A 21,534-nucleotide genomic window follows, 5' to 3' on the forward strand; every position below is an offset into this window, starting at 1 on the left:
GACCACCCAGCCGTTTTCAGGTTGTAACCCGATCCACGACAGGGGAAGCGATCCGTGTCCGAGAGTAACGTTGCGGAGATCATCAAGGCCGAGGCCGGCGGATTGGAGTGCCGGCGGGTGGGAATTGGCGCCCTGCTCGACGCGCCGCGCGAGATCAAGGGGGAGCACTTCTTGCGGTTGCGTCCGGATGGACGGCTGCCGGTGGTGGTGCCGCCCAAGAAGGAGCCGGAGATCTCCCCCGAGGAGTTGCACGCCCGTCGTCTGGAGCAGATGGAGCGGGAGGTCTATCAACGGGTCTTCGCCGCCGCCGAGGCCGCCGGACTCAAGGCCGGCGAGGAGCGCATGGAGCGCGAGATCCACGCCATGCTGCCGCGACTCGAGGGGGTTCTGGCCAATCTCGAGCAGCTTCACGCCCGCATTCTGGCCGGCGCGGAGCGCTATCTGGTTGAAACCACGCTGGTGCTGATCCGCGATCTGATCGCCACCGAACTGACGGTCAACCCCGAGATCGTGGCCGAGCGGGTCAGGCGGATCCTCAAGCGCGCCGCAGGACGCAAGGGGATCGTGATCCGGGTGTCGCCGGGCAACGCGCGGATTCTGGAACGGATCCGGGCCTTCGGCAACCTGAACATCGAGGCGGATCCGACCCTTTCGTCGGGCGCGGTCCATCTGGAGAGCGATTTCGGCGGTCTGGAGGACAATCTGGAGATCCAGCTCAAGGAGGTGGAACTCGCCATGCGCGAGTATCTCCAGGAGCGTCTCGACGCCATGGATGTCCCGGACATCGCCGAGCGGGCGCGCGAGTCGGCCACGTTGGCCACGGCGCGGGAACCGCTTCCGCTTATCCCGGATCCGGGCAGCGTGCCGAATCGTCCCATCCGTCCGCCCATGCCGGCGATGTCGCCGGCCAGGGCGGAACCGCTGGCTCCTGCCGCGCTGGCTCCTGCCGCGCTGGCTCCTGCCGCGCTGGCTTCCGCCGCATTGGTCGGTGGGGAGGCGTCCGTCGGGGAAGCGCTGTCCGAGGAGGCGTTCGGCGAGGAGGATCCGGTCGAAGCGACAGACGCCGGTGAGGCGTTCGTCGAAAACGGGCTGGACGGCGCCGAGGATTGGGGCGCCTTGGCCGGGGATGACTGGTCCGTGGATGAACTGGACCCCGAGGAGCGGGTGGAAGAGTTGGCCATCGACGAGATCTTCACGGAGGCGTCATGAACTTCGACCTGGAACTCCCGTGGGGGGACTATCAGGAGTCGGCGCGGCGCGGACTCGGCATGAAGCGCACCGGCAAGGTGGCGCAGGTGCTGGGACTGCTGATCGAGGGGGAGGGCCCCTCGGCCTCGATCGGCGATATGTGCGAGGTCTACCCGGACGACGGCTCGGCCCCGATTCGCGCCGAGGTGGTGGGATTCCGCAGCGATGCGTTGTTGCTGATGCCGCTGGGGGCGATCAAGGGGATCCATCCGGGCAGTCTGATCGTGTCGCGCGGACGGGCGGAGATGGTGGGGGTGGGGGAGGCGCTGTTGGGTCGGGTGCTGGGTCCCACGGGGGAGCCGATCGATCACGGTCCGCCGATCCATCTGTCCGAGTTCACCCCGCTGAACGCCGAGCCGATCAATCCTCTGCACCGCCGGCGCATCTCCGAGAGCCTGGATTTGGGGGTGCGGGCCATCAATGGCCTGTTGACCATCGGACGCGGCCAGCGGGTGGGGATCTTTTCCGGTTCCGGCGTGGGTAAAAGCACGCTGTTGGGCATGATGGCCCGGTACACCGAGGCGGATGTCAACGTGATCGCCATGGTCGGCGAACGTGGCCGTGAGGTGGTGGAGTTTTTGGAAAAGGATCTGGGGCCGGAGGGGATGCAGCGTTCGGTGGTGGTGGTGGCCACCTCGGATCAGCCGCCGCTGTTGCGGTTGCGCGCCGCCCATCTGGCCACCGCGATCGCCGAGTATTTCCGCGCCCGTCAACAGCATGTGCTGCTGTTGATGGACTCCCTGACCCGTTTCGCCATGGCGCAACGCGAGGTCGGGCTGGCACGCGGTGAACCGCCCACCAGTCGCGGTTATCCGCCCTCGACCTTCATGCTGCTGCCGCGCCTGTTGGAACGGGCCGGTCGGGATAGCGGCGAGGGGAGCATCACCGGGCTCTACACGGTCCTCATGGAGGGGGATGATATCCAGGATCCGATCGTGGACGCGGTGCGCGGTATTCTGGACGGTCACATCGTGCTTTCGCGCGATCTGGCCTCGGCCAACCACTATCCGGCCATCGACGTGCTCGGCTCCTTGTCGCGTTTGATGAGCGACCTGGCCAGCGAGACCCAGAAGGGGTGGGCCGGACAGTTGCGCGAATCCCTGGCCGCCTATACCCAGGCCGAGGACATGATCAACATCGGCGCCTACGTGTCGGGCTCCAACCCGCGCATCGACCTGGCGTTGAAGCTCATCAAGCCGATTCGCGACTATCTGCGGCAACCGGTCTCGCAGGGGTGTTCGATGGAGGAGAGCATCCGCCAGCTGGGTCGGGTCTTCGCCACGCTTCAGGGTGGACAGCAGAACGCCCGCGCCGCCTGATCCCCCTCTTCTTGATTCACGCATCCGTCTGCACGAAGGGCCTGGAGAGCGAAAAACTCTCCAGGCCCTTTTGTTTCATGAAACGCCCTCGGATTGCATCCGTGGTTTCACGCGCCCGGCTCTTGGCGGAGGATCTCTCCGAGCCTGGGCGTTGTCTCCGAGATCATGCGCATGCAGGCGTGGAACCCCAGCTCCCGATAGGCCTCGAACTGCGCCTCGTCGAAGAATTGATCGGCGGTGGTCTGCTCCGGGAAGCTTTTGTTCATGCGCTGATAGGTCCAGACGCACTGCGGAAGCTCCTCGAACAGGCAGGTGTTGATGTAGATCAGGACCCCTTCCTGTTGGTCCAGATAGGTGATCTTGCCGATCAGATACGGAGTTTTGCACAGCTTTTTGCCGGCGGAGACCTTGGGCGGATCGCTTTCGGGTTGGTCCTCCGGGCGCATGGGGGCGGTATCGATGGCGATTTCGGCGCCGAAGTCCACGCGCACCTTCTGGATCAGGTTGCCCAACGAATCGAAGGTGTTCTGGGGGTCCGCGCCCGCGTCGCCGATGATGATCAGGGCGCACTGGCGACGGATCAGTTCGTAGGCGGCCAGGTTCTCGAAGTGTCCGCCGTCGGCCAGGTGGATGTATTGTTGCGATTCATCCAGTTTGTGGCGGAACAGTTCCTTGAGAATGGAGGGGAGCCATGGGGGCGTGGATGGCCGTTTGTCGTGATTGGGATGAATGTCCGGGTTCGGGTTGAGGCACCAGTATCCCAGGCGGATGTTGAGCAGGGTCATGAGGAACGAGAGCGGCCCGAAGCGGGTGGCGCCGGTATTGGGATCCACCGCCGCCCCGGAGATGGTGAAGGCCGTGGCCAGGGAGAAGCGGCCATCCGTGAACGCCTCCGTGCGCCGGTATCCGGTGGCGTCCGACCCGCAATAGAGCGGCGAGAAGATGAAGTTTTCGCCACCGCGACCCGCCCGTTTGGGATTTTTCGAGGTGAGCGTGTTCAGGGTGGTGTTGATGATGGGATAGGGTCGGGCGGGTTTGCGGTTGCCCAGTTCAGGCAAGGAGAACGAATCGGCCTGGTCGCGGGAGGGGTATTCGGGTTTGTGCAACTCCGAGGGCGCGCCGGAGGGCATGAAGGCCTCGCGCAACCGGTCGCGGTAGAAACGGTGCATGGAGACGTTGTTGATGTTGGCGCGACCGGCGAAGTACGACACGACGAGCGGAAACAGGGTAAAGGAGATCTCCTTGCCCTTCCAGCCATCGGCCCAGAGCATCATGGCCACATGATAGAGCCAGACGATCAGGAGAAAGAGCAGCAGGCTGGTACCGATGACAATGGCCTGGGCGAGCCAGCCCTGTCCTTCGTTGTTGTTGCGACGCAGGCTCCAACCGGCGGCCACGCTGGCCGCGCTGGCCAGGGCCGCGACGCTGGTCAGCTTGAACCAATGGCTGACGAACTGTTCCATGAAGGGCAGGGATCCGAGGAGGAGCAGACCGACTGTGAGCCATAAGGCCTGGCCAAAGCGTTTGTTCGCCCAAAGACGTGTTTCATAGGATCGGTCCGTGGCGCTGAGATAGGCGTAGAGCAGAGAACCCAGGAAGACCAGGATCAGCGTCGCGGCCAGCCCGGCCATCATGAAGTAGTCGGCGACGACGATTTTCTGGCTTTGTTGGATGTTCAGTTCGGTTCGATCGCAGTTTTTGGCTTTGGCGCACGCTTGGGTGAAGGTGTCGCCGGGACAGAGCGTTTGCGCGGGTTCTCCGGAGATCTCCAAACAATTGGCGTAGCGGAAATGGGATGGAATCCAGTCGATTTGTTTGTCAATCGGGGTGGACAACAGAATGACGGCGCCCCAGAAAATCGGCAGCAGGATGATCAGGTTGATCAGCACGCCGCGCAGGATGGCGGCCAGCAGGGCCCAGGCGTTCAGGCCTGTGGTCGGGGTGAGGTAGTTGCCGCGACTGCGGATCCAGTTGACGCGACGCCGCTCGATGCCATCCAGCGACGAATCGGGCTCGTCGAACGGGAAGTCGGGTTTGGTGGGGGATGGGGTGGCCTGATCGCAATGGGTGAACCAGGAGTAGGCCGCGCCGATGTAGCCGCCGCCCGAGACCGTGGAGAGATAATGGATCTTTTTCATCCATTTTCCCTGATTCAGCCCTTGCAACACCCCCAGGTTGAAGGCCGCCGAGCGGATGCCGCCACCCGAGAGACCCAGGCCGATGAGTTTGTCGGAAGAGACGCCCAGAAGCGTCTTTTCCTTTTCGATCACAGAATCGATGGTTGTTGCGTTGGATTGATTGGGAAGAGAGGATGTCTGGCTTTTTGGATCTCCATTCATGGATTTTCCTTATGGGAAATGAGGGTTTTATGTGTATTTGGTCGTGTCGAACTCATCTTTGTGTTGATTGTTTTGGGTGAACATACATCTTAAAGAAAGACCGGTCAACCGATTTTATTGGAAACACGGTGTAATGATTTATAATAATTTTAACATTATTATACCATTGATTATAATTTAGATCCTGCCTGGCTTGTGCCAATCAGCCCCAGAACGAAAACGGGCCTGGAGCGTGACGCTCCAGGCCCGTTGGGATGTGACAGGATTTTTGGTTCGACGGGTGGTTCACGCCGGTGCGTCTGGCGCAACCCCCCCGGGGAGGGGTTATTGGGCCGGGCAGGTGACCGGACGGGCGGGGGCGAATCCGGTTTTTTGAACCTGACACTGACCGGCATCGCTCAGAATCCATCCCAGATAGTTCTTCACCTCCCCTTGCGGCATGCCGTTGGTGTACATGAACAGCGGTCGGGAGATCGGATAGCGACGGTTCATCACGTTTTCGATGGTGGGTTCCACCAGTTCGGTGCCGGATTCCCGGGAGATTTTCAATTTTTTGACCCGGTTGGATTCGAAGGCCATGCCGATGTAGCCGATGGCGCAGGGGTTGTGACCGATCTGATCCACCACCTCCTCGGAACTGCTCACGTCGCGGCTCTCCATGTTGTGTTTGAAGTCCCGGCGTTCGCCCAGAACCACCTCCTGGAAGTAGTCGTGGGTGCCTGAGTTGATCTGTCGTCCGACCAGATGGATGCGGTTGCCGGGACAGTTCGGCACCCGCACCCCGAATTTGCCCCAATCGTCGATCGTCCCCTTGCTGTCATACACCTCCGCCAGAGCGGCCATGGAGAGCCAGGAGAGGGGATTGGTGGGATGGATCAGGATGGCCAGGGCGTCGTGGGCCACCAGATGTTCCATGGGGCGGACGCCGTTGGCTTCGGCGGCGATGCGCTCCTTGATCTTGATGGGACGGCTGGCGTTGGCCAGATCCACATGGTTGTTGATCAGGGCCGAGATGCCGGTGCCGGTGCCGCAGCCGCGTATATCGACGCTGATTTCGGGATGGGCCTCGTGATACTGGGTGGCCCAGGCCTGGGCGAGATGGAGAAAGGTGTCCGAGCCCCGGTTGGTGAGGACGGTCGCGGCGGCGACCGCCCCGGACCAGGAGAGGAGCACGAAGGAGAGGAGCAGCGCGGGAATGGATTTTTTCATATTGATTTCCTTGGGTTTCATCTGGGCGATGGCTGGATTGGGTTGAATAGGGTCGGTCATGAATCCATGGTGTTATTGTGGATATGGTTTGTGAATCTCGAATAAAGGTTTGTTTATGGTTCGGTAAAATGTGGAACGCGCATCGCGGAACGGTTGGAGGGACGCTTCGAGGCGTTTGTGAACGTGGCGTGGGATCCCGGTCCCATCACCCATCCGATCCCTGGTGCAAAGAGCGCGTTTGGGGCAAAATCAAAGGCTGTTTGGAGATTTCATCCTGGACTCTCCAAACCTGCACGAATCGAAAGAAGCGATTCGTGTTTTATCAAATTGTTTCGCAATTTGGCGGGCCATGCATGGCCCGCGTCGGCTGCCTGGCAAATGCCAAACAGCCTCCAGGATGGTTGCGGGTTTTGGGGTGTTTTGTTGATCTTTTGAAAGGGTTATTTTCCGTGGAATGGATGCCTGCCGAATCCCATGCGTTTTGTCGCCGGCTTGCCGGTCTGGCCCTGGAGGGGGCGCCGATCCCGCGCGCGGAGGCGATCCGCGTGCTCACCGATCCCGACATTCCGCTGCTGCCGCTCCTGGATGCGGCGTTCGTGGTTCGCGAACGCCATTTCGGACGCGGGGTGCGGGTGCATATCTTGAACAACGTCCAGAACGGGCTCTGTCCGGAGGATTGCAACTACTGCGCGCAGGCCACCAGCAGTGCCGGCGAGGTGCCGGTCTACCGGATGAAGTCCGAGGAGGCGATCTTCGATGAAGCGAAAAAGGCACTGGATTCGGGGGCCTATCGCTACTGTCTGGTGCTTTCCGGGCGCGGTCCGGGGAATGAGCGGGTGGAATACCTGGCCGGGGTCGTCTCGCGACTCAAGGCCGCCTTTCCGATGGAGGTGTGTCTGTCGGCGGGGTTCATCGACGCCAGCCAGGCCGCGCGCCTCAAGGAGGCCGGACTCGACCGCTACAACCACAACCTCAACACCTCCGAGGAGCGTTACGGCTCCATCTGCCACACCCACAGCTACGCGGACCGGGTGGCCACCTTGACCGCGGCCCGCTCCGTGGGTCTGGAGGTGTGCAGTGGTCTGATCCTTGGTATGGGCGAGGGGCCGGAGGAGGTGGTGGAGGTGGCCCTGACGCTCAATCGCCTCGATGCCCGCTCCATTCCGGTCAATTTCTACGTGCATGCGCCTGGATCGAAACTCGGCGCGCAGAACCGCCTGACCCCCGAGTCCTGTCTGCGGGCGTTGTGTCTGTTCCGGTTCCTGAACCCCTCCGCCGAAGTGCGCGCCGCCGGGGGACGGGAGGCCAATCTGCGCGGCCTGGAATCCCTGGCCCTCTACCCGGCCAACTCGCTGTTCGCCGAGGGGTATCTGAACACCGGCGGTCACGCCGCCGACAAGACCCTGCGTTTGATCGAGGACGCCGGCTTCAGCGTGGAGCGGGTGGAAGAGCATGAGTGATTCCGGCACCGGGGTGTTTGTCACCGGCACCGATACCGGCGTGGGCAAGAGCATCGCCTCGGCATGGCTGGTGGCGCGGCTGGGTGCCTGCTACTGGAAGCCGGTGCAGTCGGGACTGGAGGAGGAGAGCGACAGCCGGCTCGTGGCCCGGTTGTCGGGCGGAGGACGGATCCTGCCGGAACGGTTCCGGCTCAACGCGCCGCTCTCGCCCCACGAGTCGGCGCGGCGCGACGGGCTTGCCATCCGGCTGGAGGATTTCGCGCTGCCGGATGCGGGCGGTGCGTGCCTGGTGGTCGAGGGGGCGGGTGGGGTTCTGGTGCCGCTGAACCATCGGGAGACCATGGCGGACCTCATGGTGCGGCTCGCCCTGCCGGTGGTGGTGGTGGCACGCACCACGCTGGGCACCATCAACCACACCCTGTTGACCCTCGAGGCGTTGCGACGTCGCGATCTGGAGATCCTCGGGGTGATTTTGTCCGGCGTGCCCAATGCGGTCAATCGCACCGCGATCACCGATTTCGGCGCGGCCCCGCTTCTGGCCGAGATCCCGTGGCTCGATCCCATGACCCCGGAGGTTCTGGCCGCGGTTCCCCCCTGGGATCCGGAGCGATGGATGATCACGCGGCGGAGACTGGGGCTGTGAACCGCTCTCCCGAACCGTTGATCGCCCTGGACCGGGCGCATGTCTGGCATCCCTACACCCAGCAGGCCACCGCACCCGTGCCGGTGCCGATCGCCTCGGCGCGCGGCGCGTGGCTGTACGGGGTGGACGGCACGGAATATCTGGATCTGATCGCCTCGTGGTGGGTGGCCATCCACGGTCATGCCCATCCGGTGATCGCCGAGGCGATCGCCACCCAGGCCCGGACCATGGCCCAGATCATCTTCGCCGGCCTGACCCACGAACCGGCGGTTCGTCTGGCCGAGGCGCTGGTCAAGACTCTTCCGGCGGGTCTGACGCGACTTTTTTTCTCCGACGACGGCTCCACCGCCGTCGAGGTGGCCATGAAGATGGCCCTGCACTATGGACGCAATATGGGCCAGAGCCGAGGGCGTTTCCTGGTGTTCGAACACGGGTACCATGGCGATACCGTGGGCGCCATGTCGGCGAGCCGCTCTTCCGGCTTTTTCGAGGGGTATGGATCCCTGCTGTTCGGGGTGGACACGTTGCCGTTTCCGGCCACCTGGGAGGGGGATGCGGAGGTCGAGCGCAAGGAGCGCGAGGCCCTGGAGGCGTTGGAACGTTATCTGGAGGCGCACGGTTCCGACTGCGCGGCCATGCTGATCGAACCGCTGATCCAGGGCGCGGGCGGGATGCGCATCTGTCGTCCGGCGTTTCTGCGCGCCCTGGTCGCGCGGTTGCGGGCGGCGGGGGTGTTGTTGATCGCCGATGAGGTGATGACCGGGTTTGGCCGCTGCGGCACCCTGTTCGCCTGCGAAAAGGCTGGCATCGAACCGGATTTCATCTGTCTTTCCAAGGGGCTGACCGGCGGATTCCTGCCGATGGCCATCACCGCCTGTCGCGAGGGGATCTACCAGGCCTTCCTGGGCGAAACCTTCGATCGGGCCCTGGCCCATGGACACTCCTTCACCGCCAATGCCCTGGGCTGCGCGGCGGGTCTGGCCTCTTTGTCGCTGTTCGACGCCGAGAACACCCTGGCGCGGGTGGCGGCCATCGAGGCCGTGCATCGGGAGCGTCTGTCCGCACTCGGCGGGCGGATCCTTTATCCGCGCGCCATGGGCGCGGTGGCGGCCTTCGAGTTGGCCCTGCCGGATCGCCGCTATGGTTCGTCCTTCACCCCACGCCTGATCCGCTTCTTTCTGGAGCGTGGCCTGATCATCCGCCCCCTGGGCGCGGTGTTGTATCTGATGCCCCCCTATTGCATCACGCCGGAGGCGTTGCATCGGGGCTGGGACGGGATCGAGGCGGCGGTGGGGGCGTTTTGCGAGTGAGTGGAACTCTTGATTCAGGTTTGGAGCGACAAATGTCCCATTTCGCGGATCGTTGGATTGGACGTGCCTTGCGGGTGCGTTCGCGGGTGGTGGTCGGATTGGATCCGGAGGTGGAGCGGTTTCCGGCCCAGTTGCGGCAGAGGTTGAAGGATGAGCCCACCGAGGAGCGGTTGGAGGAGACCCTGTTCGAGTTCAACCGCGCGGTGATCGAGGCGAGTGCCGGCGAGGCGGTCGGTTTCAAACCCCAGGTGGCTTTTTACGAGCAGTACGGCACCGCCGGCCATGTGGCGTTGCGGCGTACCATCATGCTGTTGCGGGACATGGGGTTGCCGATCCTTCTGGATGGCAAGCGCAACGACGTGGCTCACACCGCGCGGGCCTATGGGATCGCCTGGCTGGGGCGGGAGCATCCGGTGTTCGGCACGCCGAATCCGTGGCGCGCCGATGCCTTGACCATCAACGGCTATCTGGGTCGGGACGGGGTGGCGCCGTTCCAGGAGGTCAATCGGGAGGCCGGATTGTTTGTGCTGGCCAAGACCTCCAACCCCTCGTCCGGGGAGTTGCAGGATCTGGCGTTGGCCTCTGGGGAGACGGTGGCCGAGCGGATGGCGCTGTTGGCCGAGTCGTGGGGCGAGGGGACGATCGGCACGCATGGGTTTGGCAATGTGGGGATCGTGGTGGGTGCGACCTATCCGGCGCATGCCGGGCGGTTGCGGGAGTTGGCCCCGCACGCGTTGTTTCTGATGCCCGGCATCGGCGCCCAGGGGGGGTCGCTGGAGGCGGTGACGCGGGCTGCCGGGTTCAACGGGGTGGGGGCGTATGCGGCGGCGTCGCGCGGGGTGATGTATCCGTTCAAGCCGGGTGAGATTTCTGGTCCGGGTTGGCGTGGCGAGGTGATGACGCGGGTGGCCGCCGCAGCCAAGGCACTGCGCGAGGCGGTCAACGGGGCTTTGCCGGGGTGAGGGGGAGGGTGTTCAACGGTCACGGGGGACCGGGGGCGGTTACCGCCCCCGGTGGGATCCAAGGGCAAAGCCCTTGGGACTCTATCTTTTGTGACTTTGCCTTTCGCGCGCTTTTCACGATAAGCCATTTTTCGCGTTTTTTGCGAAAAATGGCGCAAGCGCGCGCCGCCTTTGGCCCGAGTCGTCGCCGTTTTTTAGCGACTACTCAGGCTCATTTGCATTGGGAGCAAGATAAATTCCTGGCTTGGGAAACGGAAGGCGTGCGTCTAAGGGGTGGCTGGTTGAATGTTATAGAGAGGTGATATTTTTATTATGCTTAAATCGTTTCGTTCGATTCAGATTCAAGAATGATCCTGTTGGCGAGATTTTTTTTCTGCTCACAGCTTGATTTTATTTCGATCAGAGATTTTTTTAAAGCTGAAAGATCAAAATCATCTGAGTAAGGTATTTTGTATATTGATTTTAGTTTTTCAGTAGTCTCGATCACATCAAGCCCTAGACACGCATATTCGTATTGCCTTGTTTGGAACAACAAATATCCATCATCATAAATTGCGTACTCTGTTTGTTCGTTAACCAGTTTTTTAACACGTTTTAATTTGAATGGTAAGCTAAGTGTTTTGTGTAGGATTGTGTTGTCAATACTTTTCCAATTCACATCGTCTGGAAGAAGAATCGACTCTGGCTCTTTTACTTTTTCGAAAAGTCTGCCTTGAGGATCTGGATTTTCCTGGGGATCCCATATCCCATCATCACAGGCAACAGCACAACAGTCCGATGCAAACTGATCCAGGACACAAATGACCCGTACCGCCAAATAATGCGCATCACGGTCTTGAGATCTTTTTTGTAAATGCCACTCTTTGCCCCAGGTTATGCCGGATCCGAGCAGAGTACTGATAATCGTAAAAATTCTACTGATCCATGTTTGGTCCATTGGGGAACCCCTATAAATGATAAATATAATTTAAATTGTACTTATCAAGTATTATTATGCAAATTGAGCAATCAATGTAAAGCAGCCATCTTGGTGAAGCGTCATGTTCCGCAAGCCTTTTGTGCAAGATACGAGCGTCGTTTCCAAAAACCGGAAACGACGCTCGCGAAGGCTGCGCGCGGCGCATTTTTCGCAAAGAGCGCGAAAAATGCTTTTTTGAGAAGAGCGCGCTAAAGTCAACGTCAGCAGCACAACCCTGGGAGAGGAATCTCCCAGACTCTCTCTTCTTTTTCAACAGTCAAACCAACGCATCCCCAAACAGGCGGGATCAGTTCTTCACGGTCTTCAAGAACACGATGTCCGCCACTTCGCCGCGGTGATGATGCAGGGAGTCGAGCTTCTGCATGATCTCGGTGAGGCGCTGCTGGGATGCGGCCAGTTGCATGTCCGGAGACGGGGCGGCCTTGGGATCCGGGGTGCTCCCGGCCTTGGCGGTCGGCTTGGCCTGCTCCTTGCTTGATTTCAAGAGCTTCTGATATTTGGCGTTTTCGGCATCATAGGCATTTTCGGCGGCGCGAATGTGGCCGGCCAGTTCGTTGAGCTTCTTGGTGCGCGCCTCGTTGGACTCCGGATAGGTCCAGGTGCGGATGCCGAGGGGTCCGGGCGCGCCGCCGGGTTTGCGCGCGGTCTGCGTGGGCTTCCGGGCGTTTTTCCTGGCGGCGGCCTTGGCGTCCGGCTTGGTCTTGGTTTTGGCCTTGAGGTCCATGGTCTTGTCGGTGGGACGCTTGGCGACTTGGGCCTTGGCCATGCGCTGTTGCTTCTTGGCGAGGACCACCTGACGCACATGCTCTTTGTCTTTCCTGGCCTGGGCGGCGCGAGCAGCCTCCTTGCCCTTGGCGGCCTCGGCTTTGTTTGCCTTGGGCGTTGCCGGGCCGGGTTCGTCGCTCCATGCGGCGGTCAGCGGCACGGCCACGAGCAACAGGGCCAAACAGAGGGAATAAAACAGTTTCATGGTCTTCTCCTTGCGTCTGGGTAAGCGTCCTCGACATGCTTTGCGCATGCAAATAGTGATCGACAACGATGGATAAAACCGAATCCCCCATGACGACCACGGGCCATCCCTATCAGGAAGGGTTTCTGTTGACCCTTCTGGTTCTGGCCATTGGCGGCATGGGGTGGCTCTTCTCCCCGTTTTTGCCCGGATTGTTTCTTGCGGCCCTGCTGGCGGCCTCGACCTATCCGCTCCATCGGCGGATTTTGGCCCGCATGCCTAATGAATCGGATCGCGCCGCGCTTTTCATGACTGTTTTGATGTTTTTTTTGGTGGTGAGTCCGATTTTGTATCTGCTGGTGGCCACCACCGTGAAGGCCGGCACCCTCTCCCGCGATATCCAGGAGTGGTTCGCGGGATTCGCCACCCCCGAGGCGTTGACCGTGGAGCTGCGTCGCCTGCTCTCGGCCCTGCCGATCCCGGAGTATCCCCGCGAAGAGCTGATCGGCTGGATCGGCGACAATCACGTCCAGGTGGGCAAGGGGATCGGCCTGGTGCTCCTGACCCTCTTCAAGGGAATCACCAACAACGGCCTGGCCTTCTTCGCCTCGCTGCTCCTGGTGGTTTTCGCGCTCTTTTTCTTTTATCGGGATGGGCCACGCCTGGCCCGGCATCTGAAAATCCTCTCCCCGCTTTCCAACCACTACGACGATATTCTCTTCGGTCGTTTCACCGCCCTGGCCACGGTTTTGACCACCACCATCGTGGGGGTGGCGTTCTTGCAGGGGGTGTCGTTTTCGCTGGTGACCGCTTTCATGGGACTGCCGTGGTTCTACCTGGGGGTGGCGATCGCCGCTTCCTCCTTCATCCCGGTGGTGGGCGGGGTGGTGGTGTGGGCCCCGACCGCCTATGTGCTCTTTCTGCACGGCCATCCGGGCCAGGCGCTCTTTCTGGCGCTGTGGGGCGCGCTCGTGACCGGATTCCTCATCGACAACATCACCCGTCCGATCCTGATGGGCTGGCTGGCCAATCAACAGAAAGAGGCCGGAAACGGGGAACTGCATGTGCTCGACTATACCCTCTTCACCGTGCTTTCGACCTTCGGCGGTCTGATCCAGTTCGGCATCCTGGGGCTTTTCTTCGGACCGATCCTGGCGGCCATGGCCATCTCGGTCTTCGAGGTCTACGAGATGATCCACGCGGAAAAACTGGATCGCACCTGAGCCACCCATCACGCTTGGCATGGGTTTTGGATTGGGCTAACATGATGAACGACCGTCATACCTTGTCAATTCCTATCGGAGCAGCTCTCCCATGCCTGTGACCACGGTTCTGGAACTGGTGAACGATGCCTTGAAGATCGCGCTGCTGATCTCCGCGCCCATGCTCCTGACCGCCCTGGTGGTGGGTATCGTCATCTCCCTGTTCCAGTCGGTCACCCAGATCCAGGAGATGACCCTCACCTTCATCCCCAAAATTCTGGCCACCTTTTTCGCCCTTTCGCTCACCCTGCCGTGGATGATGGAAACCCTCATGGATTACTTCGCCAAACTCTTCGACACCATCCCACGCATGGTGCTGTGAGCCGGAGAGAGAACCATTCCATGGAACCCACGGCCCTTTTGGATCTCTTCGGCCTCTCCACGGGCGAGATCGAACGGCTGCTTCTGATCTTCTCGCGCCTCACCGGCCTGTTTCTGGCCGCGCCGCTCTTTTCGCGCAGCGTCGGCCCGAGCCGCATCAAGGCGTTGCTGCTCATCGCCCTGACCGTGGTGATCTATCCGCTGGTGCCCCCCTGGGGTGGCGAAGGCAAGGGGAGCATCGTGGCCATGGGCTGGGCCGCCATCACCGAGGTGATCATCGGCGCGGTCTTCGGCATGCTGATCCATTGGGTGCTGGTGGCCGTGCAGGTGGCCGGCGGACTGATGGGATTCCAGATGGGCCTCTCCATGGCCATGGTCATGGATCCCACCTCCGGGGTCCAGGAGGGCGTGCTCTCCAACATCCTGTACATGACCGCATTGATGCTTTTTCTGGGCTTCAATGGTCATCACCTGATGGTCGAGGGGATCGCGCGTTCGTTTGCCACCCTGCCGCTCGGTACCGGCCTGCCGCATACCGAGGATCTTTTGCGCGGCGGCGTGGAGATGATGGTGCGCATGTTCAAGCTGGCCCTGATCATCGCCGCGCCGGTCATCGGCACCACCAAGCTGTTGTATCTGGGCATGGGCCTGATCAACCGCGCCTCGCCGCAGATTCAGGTCTTCTTCGTGGCCATGCCGATCGCCCAGATCATCGGATTCGTCGTCATGGGGCTGACCATGACCATCTTTGGGCAGGTCATGGTCTCCGAGATGGAGTCCTTCATCACCGCAGCCCTTCACGTCCTGAAATTGTGATTCGATAACGACCATGCGGATGCATCTGGATCTGGAGGCGGGGATTTCCGGCAACATGTTCATGGCGGCCTGCCTGGACGCGGGGCTGGAACCCAAGTCGTTGCGCGCGGCACTGGCCACCCTCGGACTGCCGGGTTGGACGCTGGATCTCAAGCGCGGACGACGTGGCGGGGTGCGCGGCATCCACGCCGCGATCCGTCTCTCCCAGGAGCACGAGCAACAGAGACAACTGCCGGCGATTCTCGGTCTGATTCGGGGCGCCGAACTTCCGGATCCGGTCAAGGCGCTGGCTGAGAAAATTTTCGTCAAGCTCGCCGAGGCCGAAGCCGTGGTCCATGGGATCCCGGTCGATCAGGTCCATTTTCACGAGGTGGGCGCGGTCGATGCCATCCTGGACATCGTGGGCGCGGCCTTCGCGGTCTGGAAGATGGGCGCCACGCGCATCACCGCCTCGGCGGTGCCGACCGGTTCGGGTTCGGTGCAGTGCGCCCATGGACGCATGCCGATTCCGGCTCCGGCGGTGATCGAACTCTTGAAACGCCATCAGGCCCCGCTGCGCGCCGATCCCGTCGAGGCCGAACTGGTCACCCCGACCGGAGCGGCGATCCTGGTTGCCCTGGCGGAGCGTTACGGAGCGCCCGATCTCCCGCGCATCGATCGGGTCGGATATGGTCTGGGAAGTCGCGATCTGCCCGGTCGCGCCAATCTGATGCGGGTGTTGATCTGCGACGGCGACGAAGAGACGACCTCCCCGATCACGGACATGGACCGGGAACGGGTGGCGGTGCTTTCCGCGCACATCGACGACATGAATCCGGAGTGGTATGGCTCCTTGTGGGAGCTGTTGTTTCAAGCCAGGGCGCTGGATGTGGCGCTGATTCCCGTGACCATGAAGAAGGGACGACCGGGAGTGCGCCTGGAGGTGGTGGCCGCACCGGGGGATGAGGAGAGCCTGGCCCGGGTCATCCTGGCCAACACCACCACCCTCGGGGTGCGCGTGGCGTTGATGGATCGTTATGTGCTGCCGCGCGAGGAGCGGATTTTGAAAACTCCGTGGGGCACGGTCCGCGCCAAGGAGGCTGCCGGCATCTGGCGGGTGGAACACGAGGATCTGGCCATGCTCGCCCGGCGTCAGGGGTGGTCGCTCTCCCAGGCCCAGCAGCACCTGATGCCCTTTCTGGCCGAGGCGGCGGGGGAGCAACTGGCGCCGGTGGTCGAGTTCAAATCCTATGACTTCTGACTGACTTGAGTCCCCTGAAAAAAGTCGCGGCGTCGGAGGCGGTGGGGGAGACCTTCGATGAGGTGACGAAGGGGATCATCGATTCCCTTGGGTTGGAGACTGGCCAGCAGAGGCATGACTCGCCCCATTTTCGCTCGAACAGGGCCAATCTGACCCGGCTGGGGCTGTTCACCCGGACGCTGGAGCATTTTCTGGGAGCCCTCGCAGTTGTTTCCAGAGCGGTGCGAGGCTCTGCCGGACAGTTGCGCCCGAATGCCGGAAAAATCGCCGGAAATGCTCCCAATAGCGGCGTAATGAGGGGGAAATCCCCTCGTTTGGCGGCAAAAAGCGGCTCGTTTGGTTCCTGACTCGCCCTCATGGCGAAAAGTTCGTCCAAGGACTCGTCGGGCGGAAAGCAGGCGCAAAATGCGAACGGGGTTCTTTCGGTGGACTCTTTCTTGATGTCCGCAAAACAAACCACGGGTATCGCCTCGATCAACAAGACGCAGCTAAGTGGATTCCCAGTTCTTTTGCCTCCATTAAGCGTACAGCTTGCGTTCCTGAACCGTGTTGAACGATGGAAGAACGAGCAGCAGAAGCTCGGAAATTTAGAAAGGGAATCCTCTGATCTTTTTGGTTCCCTCACCCAACGCGCCTTCTGGCGGGAGTTGTAGTCCATGGAATACTTTTCAGACCAAGAACGAGGTAAGACGGAAGAATCCAGAGAGGATATCTCTGACCGGGTATGGTATGGTATTTCTGGGTATATCAATTCTTTGATTGATCAGGGTGGGTTCGGGCAAGATTTCCCTCAAAATTGTGATGATTCTTCTTCTGCAATAATTGGAACAAACTCAGTCCGTTTCTGGGAAGTGTGCCATGCTGAAATTCCAAAGCTTCCAGACGACATTAATACAGAAAAACCTGAAACGCTTGATATTCTCGATTTAATCCAATTCTGTTTTCGGTGTGTTTGTTCTCTAACAAAAGATGAATATCATGATTATTATCGACATCACCATCTGACATTTAACCGCAAAGATGGCCAGCAAGCATTTCTTGAGCAGATCAACAGGATCTTTGAACGAAATGGCATCGTCTACCGCCTTCAACCCGATGGTGGCATTGTGCGCACCCTGTCCCCTGAGTTGGGTCATCTCCTCGATTCCGCCCGTTCCGGGAATGAAACGGGCTTCGACGATCTGCTGAATGACGCCAAGTCTAAAATCCTCAACCGAGATCCCCGAGTCCGAAAAGAAGGACTTGAACGTCTGTGGGATGCATGGGAACGCCTGAAAACCCTGGAAGAAGGCAAGGACAAGGAAGCCCAGATTACCAATCTCCTCGATAAGGCCAGCTCTACCCAGGTGTTTCGCCAATTATTGGAAGAAGAAGCCCGGATGTTGACCAGGATTGGCAACGCCTATCAGATCCGCCACCATGAGCAGGGCAAGGAAGAGATCAGCGATCCCAGGCAGATTGATTATCTGTTTTTCCGTATGCTGTCGATGATTGTCCTGTTGCTGAGAGCTAGGAGTGGATCCCTATGAGCATCACCGATGCCGACTTGGCCGCCATGAGCGCCTCGATCGTGGAAACCGTCCACCCGGAGCGGATCGTCCTGTTCGGTTCCCACGCCCGGGGCGATACCAACGATGATTCGGACATTGACCTCTTGGTGGTGGTGGAGGATGGCTTTCAGGAGCGCAGTCGATGGAAAGAGTTGCAGAAGATTCGCCGAAAGCTGGCATCCTTCCCCCTTCCCAAGGATATCCTGCTTTACAGTCGGGAGGAGGTGGCGCGTTGGCAACACTCGGCCAATCACATCATCACCCATGCCATTCAGGAAGGGAGACTCCTTTATGAGCGACCGTGACCAGGCAAAATCCTATCTGCTCATGGCGGACAAGGATCTCCGTGCGCTGGCGGCGATGGGCGATCCTGGAAGTTTCGATGTGGAAATCTTCGGGTTCCACGTCCAGCAGGCCGTTGAGAAGGGGTTGAAGGCCTGGCTTTGCTTGCGCAATGCCAGGTTCCCCAAAAAACACGACCTCCTGGAACTGAATTCTCTCCTCGACAAGGCGGGGGGCACCGTGCCGGAGCCATTCCTCCCCTTGTTGGATTATACCGACTTCGCCATTACCTTTCGTTATGATGCCTATCCAGACTTTGACGAAGAGATCGACCGGGCCGTAACCACGGCGCTGGTGGCACAGTTTCTCGACCATGTGCGCCAACTGCCTGCATGGGAGGAGTCGCCATGACCAGCGACGATCTCCAGAACACCCCGGATGACCAAGAACCGATCCCCGAATTGGATCGGTTCTTCTTCCAGGAGGCGGAAGCACGCATGGTCGCCTACGCCAGTGGCCATTCTGGTGTCCTTGTCGGTGCTGAAGGAGATGTTCGATCTGACCGACGAGGCGTTGATGGGCTCGTTCCGGTTCGACACGTTGGAGAAGACGGGCGTATCGTTGCGGACGCTGGAGTTGTTTCGGGCGCGGGTGTTGAAATCGGAGGCGGTGGGGGAGACCTTCGATGAGGTGACGAAGGGGATCATCGATTCCCTTGGGTTGGAGACTGGCCAGCAGAGGCATGACTCGCCCCATTTTCACTCGAACATGGCCAATCTGACCCGGCTGGGGCTGTTCACCCGGACGCTGGAGCATTTTCTGGGAGCCCTGTCGCAGTTGTTTCCAGAGCGGTGCGAGGCACTGCCGGAGGAGATCCGCAAGCGTTATGGGGAGCGGATTGGTCGGTTCGCTGACGCCAAGTCCAGCGAGGGTCGGCGGCGTCTGGAGACGGCAGCGGCGGACTTGTGGTTTTTGGTGGGACGATTTCGGGAAGAGGCTGCGGTAGCGGCGTTGCCCGAGTTCGCCTTGTTGGAAAGGCTGTTGTCCGAGCAGTGCCGGATCGAAGGGGAAGCCGCCATTCTGAAAGAGGGCAAGGAGATCGCCTCGGACAGCCTGCAAAGCCCGTTCGATCCAGAGGCCAGCTATGACGGACACAAGGGGGTGGGCTATCAGGCGCAGTTGAGCGAGACCTGCGGGGCGGACAACCCGGTTCAGGTGATCACCCGCATCGAGGTGGAGCCGGCGCACAAGAGCGACCAGCACGCCCTGATCCCCGCCCTGGACGATTTGGTGGAGCGGGAAATCGCGCCGGAGAAGATGTTCGCCGATACGGCCTACAACAGCGGTGACAACCTGCTTGCGGCAGCTCAACAAGGTGTGGACCTGGTGGCCCCTACGCCCGGCAAAGGGGATCCGGACGGCATCGTGCTTGGGGCATTTCGAGTTGGACCTGAAGCAAGTATCGGGTGGTGGCCTGTCCCGAAGGGGCGGCGCCCGTGCGGAGTCGGCTCGGCAAGGACGGACGAACCCGCAATCTGCAGTTCGATCCGGCGCGTTGTGCGGCTTGTCCTCTGGCGGCGGATTGCCCGGCGGGACGGCAGGGCGGACGACTTCGGGTCCATCCCCGCGACATCGCCACGGCCTTCAGCCGGGCGCGGGAGGAGAGCGAACCGTTCAAGAAGGCGTATGCCATCCGCGCCGGGATCGAATCGCTCAACGCGGAACTCAAGACGGCCCACGGGTTGGGGAAAGTCTGGACGCGGGGTCTGTTGCGGGTCACATTTGCGGCGACAATGAAGGCCCTGGCCTGCAACCTCAAGCGATTCATGCGCTACAGTTGCGCCCGAATGCCGGAGAAATCGCCGGAAATGCTCCCAATAGCGGCGTAATGAGGAGGGAATCCCCTCGTTTGGCGGCAAAAAGCGGCTCGTTTGGTTCCTGACTCGCCCTCAGGGCGAAAAGTTCGTCCAAGGACTCGTCGGGCGGGAAGCAGGCGCAAAATGCGAACGGGGTTCTTTCGGGGGGCTCACGATTGGGGCTACTTCAATGGTTTCCTTGTTGCCGCACTGTAATCTATAGGTTACAATTGGATCATGTACGCGATTATCCAAAGCGCAACGTTTTAAGCCTGGCTTTCCGGGTTGAAGGATCGGAGGGCGGCCATGCGGATTCATGTTCGAAATTGACCGGGCCAGATTGGGCAATTTCGGAGATGTCAAACCGGTTCGAGATGGAATTTCGGAAATGCGTATTGATTACGGACCAGGCTACCGTGTTTATTTTGTGCAGCGCGAACAGGTGATGGTGATCTTGCTGGCCGGTGGTGACAAAACCAGCCAGGATGCGGACATCGAGCGCGCCGTGATCATTGCGAAAGAGTGGAGGGGATGACCATGGTCGAGACTTTTTCCCGGTACGATACCGCCGAATTCTTAAAAACCGATGACGAGATGGCCATGTATCTGGATGCCTGCCTTGAGGAGGGTGACTCGCCCCTGATCGCGCATGCATTGGGTGTCATTGCACGGGCGCGCGGCATGAGTCAATTGGCGCGGGAAACCGGCATTTCCAGGGAGGGACTGTATCGCGCGCTCTCCTCCGAGGGGAACCCGGAGTTCGCAACCATCATGAAGGTGGTGCGGGCTTTGGGGTTCAGACTCCATGCAGTCACACCCCCTGCTTGAGATATCCTGTCAACCGGCACCGACATTGCGAACGTTTCCCCTGGCTGCAACCGCCGTCGTGACCATCAAAATGGCGTTGGGAACTTGATGAAATGAAAATTTCTGAAGCCATTGTAGGTATGATCGTTGGCAGGCAAAAGATGTACTAAAAAAATCTATATGATATCAATATGTTGCAGCGACTGTTAGGCAGATATGACTTCTGAGCGGATTCACGCACTGTTGGTCGAGGTGGCTGCGGGCCGGATGACGGTGGAGGAGGCGTCGCGCCAGTTGAGCGGGTTTCCGGTGGCTTTGTGTCACCAGGATGGGGAGGTGGTGGCGCGACTCGATACGCAACGGGCGGCGCGCCATGGTTTTCCCGAGGTGATTCTGGCGCAGGGCAAGCGGTTCGCCCATCTGGAGGCGATTGTCGAGCGGGCGCTGTCCGGCGGGGAGCCCCTGTTGATCACCCGCTTGACCTCCAAGCGCATCCGACGGCTGAAGATACGCTTTCCGGCGTTGACCCGCGAGCCGGGCACCGACTGCCTGTTTCGCGTCGGGTGCGAGGTGCGGGAGCCGCGCGGACTGGTCGGGGTGTTGTGCGCCGGGACCAGCGACATCGGGGTGGCCCGCGAGGCGGCGCTGGTGGCCCGGTTGATGGGAGCGCGGGTCCAGACCCATTTCGATGCCGGGGTGGCCGGGTTGCATCGGCTGCTGGCCGCGGACGAACTGTTGCGCACCGCGCGGGTTTTCGTGGTGGTGGCGGGCATGGAGGGGGCCTTGCCGTCGGTGGTGGGCGGTCTGGTGAACAAGCCGGTGATCGCGGTGCCGACCTCGGCGGGCTACGGGGCGGCCTTCGGGGGGCTGACCGCGCTGTTGGGCATGCTCAACAGCTGCGCGGCCAACGTCACGGTGGTCAACATCGACAACGGTTTCGGGGCCGGTTATGTGGCCGGGCTGATCAACCGGTTGTGAGTCG

The 21,534-nt window shown here is 60.7% G+C and carries 21 protein-coding genes and 2 pseudogenes; 19 read left to right on the forward strand and 4 right to left on the reverse strand.

Annotated features, from left to right (window positions below; translation table 11 throughout):
- Positions 1-54 precede the first annotated feature (54 nt).
- Positions 55-1,209: a FliH/SctL family protein gene (locus ACOY6C_RS01640; RefSeq protein ID WP_420903735.1), complete on the forward strand. Its 1,155-nt coding sequence runs from the start codon at positions 55-57 to the stop codon at positions 1,207-1,209.
- On the forward strand, positions 1,206-2,567 hold the full coding sequence (locus ACOY6C_RS01645) for a FliI/YscN family ATPase (RefSeq protein ID WP_420903736.1): 1,362 nt from the start codon (positions 1,206-1,208) through the stop codon (positions 2,565-2,567). Before ACOY6C_RS01640 ends, ACOY6C_RS01645 begins: the two co-directional genes overlap by 4 nt.
- Before the next feature lie 107 nt (positions 2,568-2,674).
- On the opposite strand, the gene ACOY6C_RS01650 is transcribed toward ACOY6C_RS01645, so the two are convergent.
- Both ACOY6C_RS01650 and ACOY6C_RS01655 read right to left on the reverse strand, forming a co-directional pair.
- Positions 2,675-4,906 carry a patatin-like phospholipase domain-containing protein gene (locus tag ACOY6C_RS01650; RefSeq protein ID WP_420903737.1) on the reverse strand — a complete coding sequence of 744 codons (2,232 nt, stop codon included), beginning with the start codon at positions 4,904-4,906 and terminating at the stop codon, positions 2,675-2,677.
- A gap of 324 nt (positions 4,907-5,230) precedes the next feature.
- Positions 5,231-6,115 carry a PstS family phosphate ABC transporter substrate-binding protein gene (locus tag ACOY6C_RS01655; RefSeq protein WP_420903738.1) on the reverse strand — a complete coding sequence of 295 codons (885 nt, stop codon included), beginning with the start codon at positions 6,113-6,115 and terminating at the stop codon, positions 5,231-5,233.
- 458 nt (positions 6,116-6,573) lie between these two features.
- Here ACOY6C_RS01655 and bioB point away from each other — a divergent pair, with 458 nt between their 5' ends.
- The 4 genes from bioB to pyrF are packed head-to-tail and all read left to right on the forward strand — an operon-like array spanning position 6,574 to position 10,490.
- On the forward strand, positions 6,574-7,575 hold the full coding sequence (gene bioB / locus ACOY6C_RS01660; RefSeq protein ID WP_420903739.1) for a biotin synthase BioB: 1,002 nt from the start codon (positions 6,574-6,576) through the stop codon (positions 7,573-7,575).
- Positions 7,568-8,218 (forward strand): dethiobiotin synthase, encoded by a 651-nt coding sequence (bioD, locus tag ACOY6C_RS01665; protein ID WP_420903740.1) that lies wholly within the window; start codon positions 7,568-7,570, stop codon positions 8,216-8,218. The genes bioB and bioD overlap by 8 nt, the downstream gene beginning before the upstream one ends.
- Positions 8,185-9,528 (forward strand): adenosylmethionine--8-amino-7-oxononanoate transaminase, encoded by a 1,344-nt coding sequence (gene bioA / locus ACOY6C_RS01670; protein WP_420903741.1) that lies wholly within the window; start codon positions 8,185-8,187, stop codon positions 9,526-9,528. Before bioD ends, bioA begins: the two co-directional genes overlap by 34 nt.
- Before the next feature lie 32 nt (positions 9,529-9,560).
- Complete coding sequence (gene pyrF, locus ACOY6C_RS01675; RefSeq protein ID WP_420903742.1) at positions 9,561-10,490, forward strand: orotidine-5'-phosphate decarboxylase; 930 nt, start codon at positions 9,561-9,563, stop codon at positions 10,488-10,490.
- A gap of 316 nt (positions 10,491-10,806) precedes the next feature.
- Here pyrF and ACOY6C_RS01680 read toward each other — a convergent pair whose 3' ends face one another.
- Positions 10,807-11,427 (reverse strand): hypothetical protein, encoded by a 621-nt coding sequence (locus ACOY6C_RS01680; protein WP_420903743.1) that lies wholly within the window; start codon positions 11,425-11,427, stop codon positions 10,807-10,809.
- 328 nt (positions 11,428-11,755) lie between these two features.
- Entirely contained in the window at positions 11,756-12,439 is a 684-nt protein-coding gene (locus ACOY6C_RS01685; RefSeq protein WP_420903744.1) for a hypothetical protein, read from the reverse strand.
- A gap of 68 nt (positions 12,440-12,507) precedes the next feature.
- On the opposite strand from ACOY6C_RS01685, the gene ACOY6C_RS01690 reads away from it, so the two are divergent.
- The 13 genes and pseudogenes from ACOY6C_RS01690 (at position 12,508) to larB (ending at position 21,530) form a co-directional block, all read left to right on the forward strand.
- Positions 12,508-13,641: an AI-2E family transporter gene (locus ACOY6C_RS01690; protein ID WP_420903745.1), complete on the forward strand. Its 1,134-nt coding sequence runs from the start codon at positions 12,508-12,510 to the stop codon at positions 13,639-13,641.
- Positions 13,642-13,711: 70 nt separating this feature from the next.
- Positions 13,712-14,002, forward strand: a pseudogene (gene fliQ / locus ACOY6C_RS01695) (flagellar biosynthesis protein FliQ); the annotation flags it as partial.
- Between the two features lie 20 nt (positions 14,003-14,022).
- On the forward strand, positions 14,023-14,817 hold the full coding sequence (fliR, locus tag ACOY6C_RS01700) for a flagellar biosynthetic protein FliR (protein WP_420903746.1): 795 nt from the start codon (positions 14,023-14,025) through the stop codon (positions 14,815-14,817).
- Between the two features lie 13 nt (positions 14,818-14,830).
- On the forward strand, positions 14,831-16,057 hold the full coding sequence (gene larC / locus ACOY6C_RS01705) for a nickel pincer cofactor biosynthesis protein LarC (protein WP_420903747.1): 1,227 nt from the start codon (positions 14,831-14,833) through the stop codon (positions 16,055-16,057).
- A gap of 356 nt (positions 16,058-16,413) precedes the next feature.
- Complete coding sequence (locus tag ACOY6C_RS01710) at positions 16,414-16,710, forward strand: restriction endonuclease subunit S domain-containing protein (protein ID WP_420903748.1); 297 nt, start codon at positions 16,414-16,416, stop codon at positions 16,708-16,710.
- Between the two features lie 3 nt (positions 16,711-16,713).
- Positions 16,714-17,586, forward strand: coding sequence for an AbiJ-NTD4 domain-containing protein (locus ACOY6C_RS01715; RefSeq protein WP_420903749.1), 873 nt, complete (start codon positions 16,714-16,716; stop codon positions 17,584-17,586).
- The gene (locus ACOY6C_RS01720) at positions 17,583-17,912 is read left to right on the forward strand and encodes a nucleotidyltransferase domain-containing protein (RefSeq protein ID WP_420903750.1); all 330 of its coding nucleotides are present in this window, start codon (positions 17,583-17,585) and stop codon (positions 17,910-17,912) included. Before ACOY6C_RS01715 ends, ACOY6C_RS01720 begins: the two co-directional genes overlap by 4 nt.
- Positions 17,899-18,300 (forward strand): HEPN domain-containing protein, encoded by a 402-nt coding sequence (locus ACOY6C_RS01725; protein WP_420903751.1) that lies wholly within the window; start codon positions 17,899-17,901, stop codon positions 18,298-18,300. The genes ACOY6C_RS01720 and ACOY6C_RS01725 overlap by 14 nt, the downstream gene beginning before the upstream one ends.
- On the forward strand, positions 18,297-18,578 hold the full coding sequence (locus ACOY6C_RS01730; protein WP_420903752.1) for a hypothetical protein: 282 nt from the start codon (positions 18,297-18,299) through the stop codon (positions 18,576-18,578). Before ACOY6C_RS01725 ends, ACOY6C_RS01730 begins: the two co-directional genes overlap by 4 nt.
- 807 nt (positions 18,579-19,385) lie before the next feature.
- Positions 19,386-19,778, forward strand: a complete 393-nt coding sequence (locus ACOY6C_RS01735; protein WP_420903753.1) for a transposase — start codon at positions 19,386-19,388, stop codon at positions 19,776-19,778.
- 252 nt (positions 19,779-20,030) lie between these two features.
- A pseudogene (locus ACOY6C_RS01740) lies at positions 20,031-20,280 on the forward strand (type II toxin-antitoxin system RelE/ParE family toxin).
- Positions 20,281-20,282: 2 nt separating this feature from the next.
- Positions 20,283-20,573, forward strand: coding sequence for an addiction module antidote protein (locus tag ACOY6C_RS01745; RefSeq protein ID WP_420903754.1), 291 nt, complete (start codon positions 20,283-20,285; stop codon positions 20,571-20,573).
- A 195-nt stretch (positions 20,574-20,768) separates the two neighbouring features.
- Complete coding sequence (gene larB / locus ACOY6C_RS01750) at positions 20,769-21,530, forward strand: nickel pincer cofactor biosynthesis protein LarB (RefSeq protein ID WP_420903755.1); 762 nt, start codon at positions 20,769-20,771, stop codon at positions 21,528-21,530.
- The last annotated feature ends 4 nt before the right edge of the window (positions 21,531-21,534 follow it).

The organism is Candidatus Magnetaquiglobus chichijimensis, from assembly GCF_045865675.1.
GTDB classification, from domain to species: Bacteria; Pseudomonadota; Magnetococcia; order Magnetococcales; family Magnetaquicoccaceae; genus Magnetaquiglobus; species Magnetaquiglobus chichijimensis.

Bases quoted from the DNA above. Each gene is read 5' to 3' on its own strand.
- ACOY6C_RS01655 (WP_420903738.1), bottom strand. From the start codon at position 6,115: ATGAAAAAATCCATTCCCGCGCTGCTCCTCTCCTTCGTGCTCCTCTCC.
- larB (WP_420903755.1), top strand. From the start codon at position 20,769: ATGACTTCTGAGCGGATTCACGCACTGTTGGTCGAGGTGGCTGCGGGC.
- larC (WP_420903747.1), top strand. From the start codon at position 14,831: ATGCGGATGCATCTGGATCTGGAGGCGGGGATTTCCGGCAACATGTTC.
- ACOY6C_RS01710 (WP_420903748.1), top strand. From the start codon at position 16,414: ATGGCGAAAAGTTCGTCCAAGGACTCGTCGGGCGGAAAGCAGGCGCAA.
- ACOY6C_RS01645 (WP_420903736.1), top strand. From the start codon at position 1,206: ATGAACTTCGACCTGGAACTCCCGTGGGGGGACTATCAGGAGTCGGCG.
- bioB (WP_420903739.1), top strand. From the start codon at position 6,574: ATGCCTGCCGAATCCCATGCGTTTTGTCGCCGGCTTGCCGGTCTGGCC.
- ACOY6C_RS01650 (WP_420903737.1), bottom strand. From the start codon at position 4,906: ATGAATGGAGATCCAAAAAGCCAGACATCCTCTCTTCCCAATCAATCC.
- ACOY6C_RS01715 (WP_420903749.1), top strand. From the start codon at position 16,714: ATGGAATACTTTTCAGACCAAGAACGAGGTAAGACGGAAGAATCCAGA.
- ACOY6C_RS01690 (WP_420903745.1), top strand. From the start codon at position 12,508: ATGGATAAAACCGAATCCCCCATGACGACCACGGGCCATCCCTATCAG.
- pyrF (WP_420903742.1), top strand. From the start codon at position 9,561: ATGTCCCATTTCGCGGATCGTTGGATTGGACGTGCCTTGCGGGTGCGT.
- ACOY6C_RS01720 (WP_420903750.1), top strand. From the start codon at position 17,583: ATGAGCATCACCGATGCCGACTTGGCCGCCATGAGCGCCTCGATCGTG.
- bioD (WP_420903740.1), top strand. From the start codon at position 7,568: ATGAGTGATTCCGGCACCGGGGTGTTTGTCACCGGCACCGATACCGGC.
- ACOY6C_RS01685 (WP_420903744.1), bottom strand. From the start codon at position 12,439: ATGAAACTGTTTTATTCCCTCTGTTTGGCCCTGTTGCTCGTGGCCGTG.
- bioA (WP_420903741.1), top strand. From the start codon at position 8,185: ATGGATGATCACGCGGCGGAGACTGGGGCTGTGAACCGCTCTCCCGAA.
- fliR (WP_420903746.1), top strand. From the start codon at position 14,023: ATGGAACCCACGGCCCTTTTGGATCTCTTCGGCCTCTCCACGGGCGAG.
- ACOY6C_RS01725 (WP_420903751.1), top strand. From the start codon at position 17,899: ATGAGCGACCGTGACCAGGCAAAATCCTATCTGCTCATGGCGGACAAG.
- ACOY6C_RS01745 (WP_420903754.1), top strand. From the start codon at position 20,283: ATGGTCGAGACTTTTTCCCGGTACGATACCGCCGAATTCTTAAAAACC.
- ACOY6C_RS01730 (WP_420903752.1), top strand. From the start codon at position 18,297: ATGACCAGCGACGATCTCCAGAACACCCCGGATGACCAAGAACCGATC.
- ACOY6C_RS01680 (WP_420903743.1), bottom strand. From the start codon at position 11,427: ATGGACCAAACATGGATCAGTAGAATTTTTACGATTATCAGTACTCTG.